This is a genomic window from Methylobacterium sp. M6A4_1b, from assembly GCF_053345175.1.
Genome location: NZ_JBKEZQ010000021.1, coordinates 33893 through 46217 on the forward strand (window position 1 = coordinate 33893; position 12325 = coordinate 46217).

14 protein-coding genes are annotated in these 12325 nt (G+C 69.8%); 9 read left to right on the forward strand and 5 right to left on the reverse strand.

Annotated features, from left to right (window positions below):
• Nucleotides 1-9 precede the first annotated feature (9 nt).
• From ACLBWX_RS17785 to atpC, 8 genes are all read left to right on the forward strand, one after another.
• Entirely contained in the window at nucleotides 10-636 is a 627-nt protein-coding gene (locus tag ACLBWX_RS17785) for a DsbA family protein (protein WP_447678331.1), read from the forward strand.
• Nucleotides 637-722: 86 nt separating this feature from the next.
• Nucleotides 723-1433: a DsbA family protein gene (locus ACLBWX_RS17790; RefSeq protein WP_447678332.1), complete on the forward strand. Its 711-nt coding sequence runs from the start codon at nucleotides 723-725 to the stop codon at nucleotides 1431-1433.
• Nucleotides 1434-1692: 259 nt separating this feature from the next.
• A complete protein-coding gene (locus ACLBWX_RS17795; protein ID WP_447678333.1) occupies nucleotides 1693-2265 on the forward strand; it encodes a F0F1 ATP synthase subunit delta in 573 nt (190 codons plus the stop codon).
• A gap of 69 nt (nucleotides 2266-2334) precedes the next feature.
• Entirely contained in the window at nucleotides 2335-3864 is a 1530-nt protein-coding gene (atpA, locus tag ACLBWX_RS17800) for a F0F1 ATP synthase subunit alpha (protein WP_447678334.1), read from the forward strand.
• A 115-nt stretch (nucleotides 3865-3979) separates the two neighbouring features.
• Nucleotides 3980-4855, forward strand: a complete 876-nt coding sequence (locus ACLBWX_RS17805; RefSeq protein ID WP_447678335.1) for a F0F1 ATP synthase subunit gamma — start codon at nucleotides 3980-3982, stop codon at nucleotides 4853-4855.
• 45 nt (nucleotides 4856-4900) lie between these two features.
• The gene (gene atpD, locus ACLBWX_RS17810) at nucleotides 4901-6361 is read left to right on the forward strand and encodes a F0F1 ATP synthase subunit beta (RefSeq protein ID WP_447678336.1); all 1461 of its coding nucleotides are present in this window, start codon (nucleotides 4901-4903) and stop codon (nucleotides 6359-6361) included.
• A 4-nt stretch (nucleotides 6362-6365) separates the two neighbouring features.
• Nucleotides 6366-6614 carry a hypothetical protein gene (locus ACLBWX_RS17815; protein WP_447678337.1) on the forward strand — a complete coding sequence of 83 codons (249 nt, stop codon included), beginning with the start codon at nucleotides 6366-6368 and terminating at the stop codon, nucleotides 6612-6614.
• A gap of 82 nt (nucleotides 6615-6696) precedes the next feature.
• Nucleotides 6697-7098: an ATP synthase F1 subunit epsilon gene (atpC, locus tag ACLBWX_RS17820; protein WP_447678338.1), complete on the forward strand. Its 402-nt coding sequence runs from the start codon at nucleotides 6697-6699 to the stop codon at nucleotides 7096-7098.
• Nucleotides 7099-7119: 21 nt separating this feature from the next.
• Here the strand turns inward: atpC and ACLBWX_RS17825 are convergent, their stop codons facing one another.
• The 5 genes from ACLBWX_RS17825 to ACLBWX_RS17845 form a co-directional block, all read right to left on the reverse strand.
• The gene (locus ACLBWX_RS17825; RefSeq protein ID WP_447678339.1) at nucleotides 7120-8358 is read right to left on the reverse strand and encodes a CCA tRNA nucleotidyltransferase; all 1239 of its coding nucleotides are present in this window, start codon (nucleotides 8356-8358) and stop codon (nucleotides 7120-7122) included.
• On the reverse strand, nucleotides 8355-8612 hold the full coding sequence (locus tag ACLBWX_RS17830) for a DUF6111 family protein (protein ID WP_447678340.1): 258 nt from the start codon (nucleotides 8610-8612) through the stop codon (nucleotides 8355-8357). The genes ACLBWX_RS17825 and ACLBWX_RS17830 overlap by 4 nt, the downstream gene beginning before the upstream one ends.
• A 34-nt stretch (nucleotides 8613-8646) precedes the next feature.
• Nucleotides 8647-9288, reverse strand: coding sequence for a CoA pyrophosphatase (locus tag ACLBWX_RS17835; protein WP_447678341.1), 642 nt, complete (start codon nucleotides 9286-9288; stop codon nucleotides 8647-8649).
• Nucleotides 9285-9866: a DUF1285 domain-containing protein gene (locus ACLBWX_RS17840; protein ID WP_447678342.1), complete on the reverse strand. Its 582-nt coding sequence runs from the start codon at nucleotides 9864-9866 to the stop codon at nucleotides 9285-9287. Before ACLBWX_RS17840 ends, ACLBWX_RS17835 begins: the two co-directional genes overlap by 4 nt.
• A gap of 143 nt (nucleotides 9867-10009) precedes the next feature.
• On the reverse strand, nucleotides 10010-10909 hold the full coding sequence (locus ACLBWX_RS17845) for an alpha/beta hydrolase (RefSeq protein WP_447678343.1): 900 nt from the start codon (nucleotides 10907-10909) through the stop codon (nucleotides 10010-10012).
• A 409-nt stretch (nucleotides 10910-11318) separates the two neighbouring features.
• Here ACLBWX_RS17845 and ACLBWX_RS17850 point away from each other — a divergent pair, with 409 nt between their 5' ends.
• A complete protein-coding gene (locus ACLBWX_RS17850; protein ID WP_447678344.1) occupies nucleotides 11319-12323 on the forward strand; it encodes an AAA family ATPase in 1005 nt (334 codons plus the stop codon).
• The last annotated feature ends 2 nt before the right edge of the window (nucleotides 12324-12325 follow it).

The following is a 12325-nucleotide window of genomic DNA, read 5'->3' on the forward strand; positions in this document are numbered from 1 at the left end:
ATTCGACGCATGCCGCGCAGGCCGACCCTCGAATTCTGGTACGAGTTCGCATCGACCTATTCCTACCTCTCGGCGATGCGGATCGAGGCCCTGGCGGCGGATTCCGGCGTCGAGATCCGCTGGCGCCCCTTTCTGGTCGGCCCGATCTTCGCCGCACAGGGCTGGAATTCCTCACCCTTCAACCTCTACGCCGCCAAGGGCCGCCACATGTGGCGCGACGTCGAGCGCGAGGCCGCCCGCCTCGGGCTGCCGCCGGTCAAGCGTCCCGATCCCTTCCCGCAGAACAGTCTGAGCGCCACCCGGGCGGCGACCTACGGCATGGACCACGACTGGCTCGTTCCGTTCTCGAAGGCCGTCTACGAGGCCGAGTTCGCCCGCGGACAGTCGATCGCCGAGCCGCCCGCCGTGGTGTCGATCCTGGACGGTCTCGGCCTCGACGGCACGATCATCCTGAAGCAGGCCGCGTCCGAAACGAACAAGGGGCGCCTGCGCGTCAACGGCGAGGAGGCCCGCTCGCGCGGCATCTTCGGCGCGCCGACCTTCCTCACGGACGACGGCGAATTGTTCTGGGGCAACGACCGCCTGGAACAGGCCCTCGCCTGGGCGGCGGGCGACCGGCCCGGGGCGATGCGCTGATGCGCGCGTCTGGCGGTCCGGCGCCGGCGGGTCTAGAAGCCGGGCCGTTCCCACGCTTCCCGTCCCCACCTTTCCAGGGCCGCCCCATGAGCTTCGCGTTACCGGGCCTCGACCGCCGGCGCTTCCTCCTCGCCTCCGCTGCCCTCGGCGCCGGCCTCGGATCGGCGGGGACGAGCCTGGCTCAGGGTTACGGCCAGGCCTTCAAGGTCGACAGCGACGATGGCCGCCCGGTCGCCAACATGCGTCTGCCCGGCGAGATCGTCGGTGAGATCCCGGCCCTGCGCGGCGTGACCTATGTCGGCCCGGCAGAGGCCGAGACGACCCTGTACGAGTTCTTCGACTACAACTGCCCGTATTGCCGGAAGGCGGCGGCCGACATGGTCTCGCTCAGCGAGAGCGACCCGTCGCTGCGAATCGGCCTGATCAACAACCCGATCCTGGCGGTGCAGTCCGCTCAGGCCGCCAAGGTCGCCCTGGCGATCCAGCGCAGGCTCGGCTCGGCCGCGGCCTGGAGCCTCTACCGGACCCTGCTCGGCAAGCCCGGCAAGATCGATGGGCCCGGGGCGCTCCAGGCCGCCGCCAGGCTCGGTGTGCCCGCGGCAGAGATCGAGAGCGTCGCCGACAGCGAGGAGGTCCGTCTCGCGCTCAAGGCGCAGATGCGCATGGCGGCCGATCTCGGCCTCTCCGCGACACCTTCCTACGTCCTGGGCAATACCGGCCTCCTCGGCCATCCCGGTCCGAAAGCTCTGGCCCGGATGGTGGCCGCGACCCGCCGCTGCGACCGGATCGCCTGCTGAGGCCGCGGCCTCACCTTCGCCACCGTTTGCCCGCATCGGAACGGGGTTCGGCATCTCGCGTCGCACAAAGCTCCGGCGCGGGTTCCATCGTCTTGCGCCCCCCGGACACGCATGCTAGGCCCTCGCCGCGCCGGAAGGGCGGGCTTTTCATGGCCCGCGCAGACCGGCACGTTCCCAATCCTGACGGTTTCGAAAGCCCGCGCCGAACACGGTGCGACACGGCCGGAGCCCTCAGGCAGGATTGAAGAGAGAGCGGCGCGTGGCGCAGAACGGTTCCGAGGCGGGTTCCCCGGTTGCAGGCGTAGCGGCGCGTTACGCGTCGGCCTTGTTCGAACTGGCGCGTGACGAGCGCGACATCGATGGCGTCGCGGCGAGTCTCGACCAGTTCGACGCCATGCTGAAGGAGAGCGCGGATCTCCGCCGCTTCGTGCGCAGCCCGGTCTTCTCGGGCGCCGAGCAGGAGGCCGCCATCGTCGCCCTCCTGGAGAAGTCCGGCATCGGTGGCCTCGGCGGCAACTTCATCCGCCTCGCCGCCGCCAACCGTCGCCTGTTCGCGCTCCCCGACATGATCCGCGGCTTCCGCACCCTGGTGCGCGAGTCGAAGGGCATCGTCCGTGCCGAGGTGACCGTCGCCGAGCGTCCTTCCGACGCCGTCGTCGAGGAGATCAAGGCCTCCCTGCGCGACGTGACGCGGTCGGAGATCGACCTCGACCTCAGGATCGACCCCAGCCTGATCGGCGGCCTCGTGGTCAAGATCGGCAGCCGCATGGTGGACGCCTCCCTGCGCACCAAGCTCAACGGTATTCGCCTCGCGATGCGGGAAGCCCGGTAAGGACCTCCGAGGTCCGACCGCTTCCCGTTCCCAACCCCATTCATTCAATCCAAGACAAGAGGCCCGACGATGGACATCCGCGCCGCCGAGATCTCCGCGATCCTGAAGGATCAGATCAAGAATTTCGGCCAGGAAGCCGAGGTCACCGAGGTCGGTCAGGTCCTGTCCGTCGGTGACGGCATCGCCCGCGCCTACGGCCTCGACAGCGTCCAGGCCGGCGAGATGGTCGAGTTCGAGGCCGGCGTGCGCGGCATGGCCCTCAACCTCGAGCAGGACAACGTCGGCATCGTGATCTTCGGGTCCGATCGCGACATCAAGGAAGGCCAGACCGTCAAGCGCACCGGCGCCATCGTGGACGTGCCGGTCGGCAAGGCGCTGCTCGGCCGCGTGGTCGACGCCCTCGGCAACCCCATCGACGGCAAGGGTCCCATCGCCACCACCGAGCGCCGCCGCGTCGACGTGAAGGCCCCCGGCATCATCCCGCGCAAGTCGGTGCACGAGCCGATGGCCACCGGCCTCAAGGCCATCGACGCCCTGATCCCCGTCGGCCGCGGCCAGCGCGAGCTCATCATCGGCGATCGCCAGACCGGCAAGACCGCCATCGCCCTCGACACCATCCTGAACCAGAAGCCGGCCCATGCCGGCATCGACGAGAACGCGAAACTCTATTGCGTCTACGTCGCCATCGGTCAGAAGCGCTCCACCGTCGCCCAGTTCGTGAAGTCCCTCGAGGACAACGGCGCGCTCGAATACTCGATCGTCATCGCCGCCACCGCCTCGGACGCCGCGCCGATGCAGTTCATCGCGCCCTTCGCCGGCTGTGCCATGGGCGAGTACTTCCGCGACAACGGCATGCACGCCGTGATCGTGTACGACGATCTCTCCAAGCAGGCCGTGGCCTACCGTCAGATGTCGCTGCTGCTGCGCCGCCCGCCGGGCCGCGAAGCCTACCCGGGCGACGTGTTCTACCTGCACTCGCGCCTGCTCGAGCGCGCCGCCAAGATGGGCGATGCCGCCGGCAACGGCTCGCTGACCGCGCTGCCGGTCATCGAGACCCAGGCCAACGACGTCTCGGCCTACATCCCCACCAACGTGATCTCGATCACCGACGGTCAGATCTTCCTCGAGACCGATCTGTTCTACCAGGGCATCCGCCCGGCGGTGAACGTCGGCCTCTCGGTCTCTCGCGTGGGCTCCTCGGCCCAGACGAAGGCGATGAAGAAGGTCGCCGGCAAGATCAAGGGCGAGCTGGCGCAGTACCGCGAGATGGCCGCCTTCGCGCAGTTCGGCTCGGACCTCGACGCCTCGACCCAGAAGCTCCTGAACCGCGGCTCGCGCCTGACCGAGCTCCTGAAGCAGCCGCAGTTCTCGCCGCTGAAGATGGAAGAGCAGGTCGCCGTGATCTACGCCGGCGTGAACGGTTACCTGGACACCCTGCCGCTGAACAAGGTCCGTCCCTTCGAGGACGCCCTGCTCTCGGCCCTGCGTACCAAGCACGCCGACCTCCTCACCAAGATCCGCGACTCGAAGGACCTGTCCGACGACAGTGCCAAGACGCTGAAGGGCGTCGTCGAGAGCGTCGCCAAGTCCCTGGCGTAAAGCTTCGACAGCACGACCGGCCGCCCCCGGGTGGCCGGACCTCAGTGAGAGCAGGCGCTCGGGTCGTTCGGGCGCCTCGCCTTGAGCGGCAGCGGATGGATCTGGAAGTCACCCCATGGCGAGTTTGAAGGATCTGCGGAACCGCATCACCTCGGTGAAGGGCACGCAGAAGATCACCAAGGCCATGCAGATGGTCGCTGCCGCCAAGCTGCGGCGCGCCCAGATGGCCGCCGAGAGCGCGCGTCCCTACGCCGAGAAGATGTCCCAGGTGCTCGGCAACCTCGCGGCGAACCTCGTCGGCGGCGTGCAGGGTCCCCGGCTCCTGTCCGGCACCGGCTCCGAGAAGACGCACCTGCTCGTCGTCTGCACCGCCGATCGCGGCCTGTGCGGCGGCTTCAACTCGTCGATCGCGCGTCTGGCCCGCGAGCATGCCCGCAAGCTGGCGGCCGAGGGCAAGACGGTGAAGATCATCACCGTCGGCAAGAAGGGCTACGATCTGCTCCGTCGCCAGTTCCGCGACGAGATCATCGAGAACCGCGATCTGCGCGGCAACAAGGCGGTCGACTACGAGTTCGCCGCCGAGATCGCCGACAGCATCATCGCCCGCTTCGATGCCGGCGAGTTCGACGTCGCGACGCTCTTCTACTCGCGCTTCCGCTCCGTGATCTCCCAGATCCCCACGGCGCAGAAGCTCATCCCGGCCGAGCTTCCGGAGACCGGCGCGACGGCCCCCGACGCCGCCCTCCAGTTCGAGCCGAGCGAGGAGGCCATCCTCGACACGCTGCTCCCGCGCAACCTCACCGTCCAGGTGTTCCGCGCGCTCCTGGAGAACGCCGCCTCCGAGCAGGGTGCCCGCACCGGTGCCATGGACTCCGCCACGCGCAACGCGGGCGAGATGATCAAGAAGCAGACGCAGATCTACAACCGGACGCGTCAGGCCATGATCACCAAGGAACTCATCGAGATCATCTCGGGCGCCGAAGCGCTCTAAGCGCACCCGACGCCCTGACCGCAACATTTCCAAAGGACCCGTAACATGGCGAACACCGCGATCCCCGGCGCCGGCTCGAGCAAGGTCGGCAAGATCACCCAGGTCATCGGCCCCGTGGTCGACGTTCACTTCGACGGCCACCTGCCCGAGATCCTGAACGCCCTGGAGACCAAGAACAACGGCAGCCGCCTCGTTCTCGAAGTCGCCATGCAGCTCGGCGAGAGCACCGTGCGCTGCATCGCCATGGACACCTCGGAAGGCCTGGTCCGCGGCCAGGAAGTCACCGACACCGGCGAGGCCATCAAGGTCCCGGTCGGCTTCAACACCCTCGGCCGCATCATGAACGTCATCGGCGAGCCGATCGACGAGGCCGGCCCGATCCAGTCGGACACCCTGCGCGCCATCCACCAGCCGGCGCCCGCCTATTCCGAGCAGTCCACCGAGTCGCAGATCCTCGTCACCGGCATCAAGGTGGTCGACCTCCTCGCCCCCTACGCCAAGGGCGGCAAGATCGGCCTGTTCGGCGGCGCCGGCGTCGGCAAGACCGTGCTGATCATGGAGCTCATCAACAACATCGCGAAGGTGCACTCCGGCTACTCGGTGTTCGCCGGCGTCGGTGAGCGCACCCGCGAGGGCAACGATCTCTATCACGAGATGATCGAGTCCAAGGTGAACATGGACCCGAAGGAGCATAACGGCTCGGCGGAAGGCTCCAAGTGCGCCCTGGTCTACGGCCAGATGAACGAGTCCCCCGGCGCCCGCTCCCGCGTCGCCCTCACCGGCCTGACCATCGCCGAGGACTTCCGCGACCAGGGGCAGGACGTGCTGTTCTTCGTGGACAACATCTTCCGCTTCACCCAGGCCGGCTCGGAAGTGTCGGCGCTGCTGGGCCGCATCCCGTCGGCGGTGGGCTACCAGCCGACGCTGGCCACCGACATGGGCGCCCTCCAGGAGCGCATCACCACCACCACCAAGGGCTCGATCACTTCGGTGCAGGCCATCTACGTGCCGGCTGACGATCTGACCGACCCGGCGCCCGCCGCCTCGTTCGCCCACCTCGACGCCACGACCGTGCTGTCGCGCTCGATCGCCGAGAAGGGCATCTACCCGGCCGTGGATCCGCTGGACTCCACCTCGCGCATGCTCAACCCCGCCGTCCTCGGCGAGGAGCACTACGACGTCGCCCGCAAGGTCCAGCAGACCCTGCAGCGCTACAAGGCCCTGCAGGACATCATCGCGATCCTGGGCATGGACGAGCTCTCGGAAGAGGACAAGCTCACCGTCGCCCGCGCCCGCAAGATCGAGCGCTTCTTCTCGCAGCCCTTCTCGGTGGCCGAGATCTTCACCGGCTCGCCGGGCATCCAGGTCCCGCTGGCCGACACGATCAAGGGCTTCAAGGGCCTCGTGAACGGCGAGTACGACGACCTGCCGGAGGCGGCGTTCTACATGGTCGGTACGATCGAGGACGCCAAGGAGAAGGCGAAGAAGATCGCCGCGGCGGCCTGAGGTCTTGAACGCCAAGGTCGTTCTCCTCCTCGTCGGTCTCGTGGTCGGCGGTCTCGCCGGGTATCTCACCCGGCCCGAGGCCGCCGAGATCAAGATCGGCTCGTTCAGCCTCGAGGTTCAGGGAGACACGCCCGCGGGAACCCGCGGCGGCTCCCTGACCACGGGCCAGATGCAGCATATCGGCATCTTCGCCGTCATCGGCGCGGTGCTGGGCCTCGGGATCGGCTTCGTTGCCGATCGCCGCCGGGCCTGACGACGAACACGACGGCGCGCGCCTTACGGGCACGGCGCGCCGTCACTCCGCACAGACAACCCGAGCCGGGATCCTCGACCTCATGGCCACCTTCCAGTTCGATTTCGTCGGCCCCGAGCGGACGTTGTATTCCGGCCAGATCGAGGCCGTGCAACTGCCCGGCATCGAGGGCGAGATGACGGTTCTTCCCGGCCATGCTCCCGTGCTCACCGCCTTGAAGGTCGGCGTCATCGTGATCAACGAGGCCGGTCACACCGGCAAGCGCGTCCTGGTCCGCGGTGGCTTCGCCGATATCGGTCCGACCTCCGTGACGGTCATCGCCGAGCGTGCGAACCCCTTCGAAGAGATCTCGCCGGAATCCCTCGATCGGGACATCGAGGCCGTCGAGATGCTGCGCGACGCCACCGAGGACTTCGCCAAGAAGGACGAACTGAACGGCCAGATCGTCCAGCTGCGCGACGCCAAGGTCGCCCTCAACTTCTGAGGCCCGGCAGCTTTCGGGATCCTACCCGGTCGCACGCTCGAGCAGGAGTTCGCGCGCGGCCGCATCCTCCGGGCAGGCGAGATCCAGCCACAGGGCGCGCGCACGGGCGAGTCGGCGGCCGATCTCCGGACCGGGCCGAATGCCTCGCGCTACGAGATCGGCGCCCGTGAGGGGAAACTTCGGCGCAGCGATCCGGCCCTGCTGCAATCCTTCGAGACGGCCTTCCGCCTCCGGCGACAGGGTCGGATTCGGTTCGCCGCGGGTCGCCGCACGCGCCAGACCCAGCGCGGTGCGATCATGGTCGGCGGCCAGCCGGCGCATTTCCGAATCGTCGATCACGGCCCGTCCATGCAGCGCGCTGACGGCCCGGCCATAGGCGGCCAGCGCAGCGTGTTCGCCCTTGGAAAGCCGTAGGCCGGCCTCCAGCCGCCCGGCATCCGCCTCGGACCAGATTGCCAGCACGGCCAGCCGCGCGATCGCCGATCCCACTTCGTTCTCCGCGAGGGCACGCTCGAAACGGCCACGATCACCGAGCCCGCCTGTCAGCCGCATGAGCAGCCCGGCCTCGCTCAGGATGGTCACGGCAGCGATCACGCCGGGAGCCATGAGCAGCTTCAGGAATTCGGCGCGGATCCGCTCCCGCGAGAGCCCGTCCAGCGCGTCGCGGGCGGCGATGCAGGCGGCCAGCCCCGCCGGATCGGGCGCTCCGGCACCGTAGCGGGCGTGAAACCGGAAGAACCGCAGGATGCGCAGGGCATCCTCGCGAATCCGCGTCCGGGCCTCGCCGATGAAGCGCACGCGCCCGGCCCGAAGATCCTCGACCCCGCCGGTCGTGTCGTGGAGTGCGCCGTCCGGGGCGAGCGAGAGCGCGTTGATGGTGAAATCCCGGCGTTGCGCATCGAGGACGAAGTCACGGCCGAACCGCACGACGGCGTGACGGCCATCGGTCTCGACATCCTCCCGCAGGGTCGTGACCTCGAAGGCGGCCGCTCCCGCGAGCAGGGTGACGGTGCCGTGCTCGATTCCGGTCGGGATGGCGCGCAGGCCGGCCGCCTCGGCCTTCGCCATCACGGCCGGCGGCAGCAGCGTCGTCGTCAGGTCGATGTCGTCGCCCGCACGGCGCAGCAGGGCGTCGCGCACGCAGCCGCCGACGAGGCGGGTCGCTTCGCCCTCGGCTGCCAGGGCGGCGAGGACGCGTCGGACCTCCGGCCTGTCGAGAAGGTGCGCCAGACCCGCTTCGTCCAATGCGTGCCCGCTCATTGGAAGCGCCCAGGCACGACCTGCCCGTTCTCCAGATGCGGCGGCACGTAGCCGCCGCGATGGTGCTCGCTGAACAGTCCCGTCGCCACCAGGGACACGATGACCAGCACGAGGCCCGCGAGGGTCAGGCGAAAGGCCTGCCCGTCCCAGTTCGCCCCATGGTCCGGCCGACGCCCGCGGATCGCGAGGTAGACCGCGAAGAGCAGGAACGGGGAGAGGAAGATCAGGACTTCTTCGAGGACGCGGCGAATCATGATTGTCTCGGGCGGCGGGTGAGCGGGCGCGGCGTCACGGGAAGAGGCGCTCCCGCAGGTTGTTGACGATCCCGGCGGTGACGCCCCAGATCCGGAACTCCCCGTAGGTGATGGCGTAGTAGCGCCGCTGCCGCCCGCGCCAGACTGCGCTCTCGATGCGGCGCTGGCTCGGATCGAGGAGGTGGCTCAGGGGAACCTCGAAGGTGGCGGCGACCTCGTCCGGATTCAGGGTCAGGCCTGCTTCCGGGTCCACGAGGCCGAGTACGGGCTGCACCAGGAAGCCGGTCGCCGAGAGATAGGGATCGAGATAGCCGAGGACACGGATCGCCGCGGCGGGAAGGCCGACCTCTTCGTGCGCCTCGCGCAAGGCGGCTTCGGCCGGGCTCGGATCGTCGGGGTCGATCTTTCCGCCCGGAAAGGCGATCTGCCCCGAATGGTCGCGCAAGTGCGCGGCCCGCACGGTGAACAGCACGCTGGGGCCGTCCGCCCGGGGCAGCACCGGCACCAGCACCGCGGCGCGCCGGTGCGGGCGCTCCGGCACCACCGCCGCGTTGGCCCCGTCGAGGTCGTGGTCGCCCCGCGGGTTCGCGGTGGGAGCGCCGTCTCCGGGCGGCTCCGCGGACAGGCGGGCGCCGGCCCGCGCGACAAGGTCGGCCAGCGCGTCGGGCTGCCTCATGCGCTCTCGGCGGGGGCGATGCGGTGGAAGGCGCCGCCGGCCGCGACGCCGAGCCAGCCGTCCTGCTCCTCGGCCAGGGCGAGGAGGTCGTAGGTCAGCGCCCGGGTCAGCAGCGCCCAGAGGTCGCGGCGGACATGGACGTAGGGGCGCAGGCCGCCGCCCGCATCCTGCTCGAAGCGCAGGGCATGGCCGGCATCCACCGGCACGAGGTCGTCGACATTGGTGCGGAAAGCGATGCGCCGCCCCGGAGCGTCGCCCTCCACCGCCATCTCCACGGCCACGAAGGGCGCATCCACCACCGTGATGCCGACGCTCTCCACGGGGGTGACCAGGACGTAGCCGCCATCGGGCTCGCGTCTGAGGATCGAGGCGAACAGCTTGACGAGGGCCTGGCGGCGGATCGGCGTGCCGTCGTGGTGCCAGGTCCCGTCGGCGGCGATCCGCATGTCGATCGCCCCGCAGAACGGCGGATCCCAGCGCTCCACCGGCGGCGGGCCGCGTCGGGCCACGTCCCCGAGGGCGGCGCCGAGGCGGTCGATGGTCGGGTCGCCGGACGGGGCAGGATCGGCTTGCGTCATGGGATCATCAGATAGCGCATCCGGACAGCGAGGGAACAGCGATGCCGAGGGCCGGATCGGGGCGGCCGAGGGTGGCTATGGCCGGCGAGGCCGCAGGCACCAGACCCGCGTACCGGCGTCGCGGCGGCCCGCGATCCCCACGGTCATGTCTGCCCGGCTCCGTCGAAATGCGCGCGCAGGAACGAACCCGCCTCCCGAAGGGCCGAACGGCCTTCCTCCACCTCCGGGTAGAAGAGGTGCCAGGCGTGGATCATGTGAGGCCACGCCGCCAGCGTCACCGGCACGTCCGCCGCCGCCGCAGCGCCCGCGAGCCGAAGGGCATCGTCGAGCAGGATTTCGGCGGACCCGACCTGGATCAGCATCGGCGGAAAACCCGTCAGATCCCCGTAGATCGGCGAGACGAGCGGCGCGCGCGGGTCGGAGCCCGCGAGGTACGCGGCGGCGAGTTCCGCCAGATAGGCCCGGCTGAGGAGCGGATCGACCGCGGCCTTGCTGGCGAGGGTGGCGCCGGTGAGCGCCAGATCGACCCAGGGCGTGGAGAGCCAGAGGCAGCGCGGAAGCGGCAGGCCGGCCGCACGCAGCGACATCACCGTCGCGAGGGCGAGGCCGCCGCCCGCGCTCTCTCCGGCCAGGACGATGCGCTCCGCCGCGACCCCGCTCTCGAGGAGGAACCGGTAGCCCGCCAGCGCATCTTCGAGGGCGGCCGGGAACGGATGCTCGGGGGCGAGCCGATAGGCCAGGGCGAGGGTCCGCGTGCCCGCCTCCCGTCCGGCCTCGGCCACCACGTGGCGGTGGCTGGCGAGGGAGCCGGCCATGTAGCCGCCCCCATGCAGGAACAGGAGCACCCGCGTGGCATCCGCATTGGCCGTGCATGTCCATTCCGCGCGCACGCCCGGCACCTCCGCGCGCTCCACCGTCACGTCGGGTGCCAGCGCGTAACCCGCGCCCAAACTGTCGAGGCGCTCGCGCCGGGCGGCGGGGTCGCCGGGTCTCGGCCGCTCGGCGAGCCGGGCACGGATGCGATCGAGTTGCGTGATGGACATCGGAACACCTCGCGCGCGGCGGCCTGTGACGGCCGGGGGGCGCATCACGGTACGCCTCCGAAGATTTGATGGCATTCCGCCTCTATAGACAAGTCTATCACAAGTATTAGAGGGTTTTGTTGGCACCGCCCGGATCACGCGATAGGATCCCCGGAAATCTCGTGCGCTGCCGATCGATCGCTTCGGTCTTCGTCGTCGCGACGGGTTCCCTTCACCCACGGGAGAAGAGAGGCACGCCGGATCGCCGAACGCGGCCCGAACCCTGCGTCGTCGCGCCGACCTTGCCAGCGTGCCGCAAAGGGCGCCACACTCCCGGGCATACGGCCGACGCCAGGCCCGCCCCCCGACGGCGCAATCCCGCCGCGCGCGAGCCTCGACGGCCGACGCGGAGAAGCCAGGACCGACACGCATGATTCAGGGCTCCCAGCCGGCCACCACCCTCGATGACGGCATCGTCGCCACGGCGGAAGCCTGTCTCGGGTCGGTGGGGCAGGCGCGCGAGGCGATCCACAAGGTCATCTTCGGCCAGGAGAAGGTCGTCGACCTCGCCCTGGTGACGATCCTGGCCGGCGGCCACGGCCTCCTCGTCGGTCTGCCCGGCCTCGCCAAGACCAAGCTCGTCGAGACCCTCGGCACCGTCCTCGGCCTCGATGCCCGCCGGGTGCAGTTCACCCCGGACCTGATGCCGTCGGACATCCTGGGCACCGAGATCCTCGACGAGGATGCCGACCGGCACCGCTCCTTCCGCTTCGTGAAGGGGCCGGTCTTCACCCAGCTCCTCATGGCCGACGAGATCAACCGCGCCAGCCCGCGCACGCAGTCGGCCCTGCTCCAGGCGATGCAGGAACACTTCGTCTCGGTGGCCGGCGAGCGCCACGACCTGCCGCGCCCCTTCCACGTGCTGGCCACCCAGAACCCGATCGAGCAGGAGGGCACCTATCCGCTGCCCGAGGCCCAGCTCGACCGCTTCCTGCTGGAGATCGATGTCGGCTATCCCGACCGCGCCGCCGAGCGCCGCATTTTGATCGAGACCACCGGCGTCGACGAGCACAAGCCGCAAGCGGTGATGTCCACCGAGGCGCTGCTCACGGCCCAGCGCCTCGTGCGCCGCCTGCCCGTCGGGGACGCGGTGGTCGATGCCATTCTCGACCTCGTGCGGTCCGCGCGTCCCGAGGGCGGCGACCCCGCGCTCAAGGGCAAGCTCCTCTGGGGGCCGGGCCCCCGCGCCAGTCAGGCGCTCACCCTGGCGGTGCGCGCCCGGGCCCTGATCGAGGGCCGCGTCGCGCCCTCCGTCGCCGACGTGAAGGCCCTGGCCGAGCCCGTGCTGAAGCACCGCATGGCGCTGAGCTTCGCCGCACGCGCGGACGGAGAGACCATCCCGGGCCTCATCGCCCAACTCGCCGGCAAGCTCTAGGG

What these genes read in the sequence shown, in the direction of transcription:
- ACLBWX_RS17785 (WP_447678331.1), top strand. Translation starts at nt 10, where the DNA reads ATGCCGCGCAGGCCGACCCTCGAATTCTGGTACGAGTTCGCATCGACC.
- ACLBWX_RS17790 (WP_447678332.1), top strand. Translation starts at nt 723, where the DNA reads ATGAGCTTCGCGTTACCGGGCCTCGACCGCCGGCGCTTCCTCCTCGCC.
- atpA (WP_447678334.1), top strand. Translation starts at nt 2,335, where the DNA reads ATGGACATCCGCGCCGCCGAGATCTCCGCGATCCTGAAGGATCAGATC.
- ACLBWX_RS17805 (WP_447678335.1), top strand. Translation starts at nt 3,980, where the DNA reads ATGGCGAGTTTGAAGGATCTGCGGAACCGCATCACCTCGGTGAAGGGC.
- atpD (WP_447678336.1), top strand. Translation starts at nt 4,901, where the DNA reads ATGGCGAACACCGCGATCCCCGGCGCCGGCTCGAGCAAGGTCGGCAAG.
- atpC (WP_447678338.1), top strand. Translation starts at nt 6,697, where the DNA reads ATGGCCACCTTCCAGTTCGATTTCGTCGGCCCCGAGCGGACGTTGTAT.
- ACLBWX_RS17825 (WP_447678339.1), bottom strand. Translation starts at nt 8,358, where the DNA reads ATGAGCGGGCACGCATTGGACGAAGCGGGTCTGGCGCACCTTCTCGAC.
- ACLBWX_RS17830 (WP_447678340.1), bottom strand. Translation starts at nt 8,612, where the DNA reads ATGATTCGCCGCGTCCTCGAAGAAGTCCTGATCTTCCTCTCCCCGTTC.
- ACLBWX_RS17835 (WP_447678341.1), bottom strand. Translation starts at nt 9,288, where the DNA reads ATGAGGCAGCCCGACGCGCTGGCCGACCTTGTCGCGCGGGCCGGCGCC.
- ACLBWX_RS17840 (WP_447678342.1), bottom strand. Translation starts at nt 9,866, where the DNA reads ATGACGCAAGCCGATCCTGCCCCGTCCGGCGACCCGACCATCGACCGC.
- ACLBWX_RS17845 (WP_447678343.1), bottom strand. Translation starts at nt 10,909, where the DNA reads ATGTCCATCACGCAACTCGATCGCATCCGTGCCCGGCTCGCCGAGCGG.
- ACLBWX_RS17850 (WP_447678344.1), top strand. Translation starts at nt 11,319, where the DNA reads ATGATTCAGGGCTCCCAGCCGGCCACCACCCTCGATGACGGCATCGTC.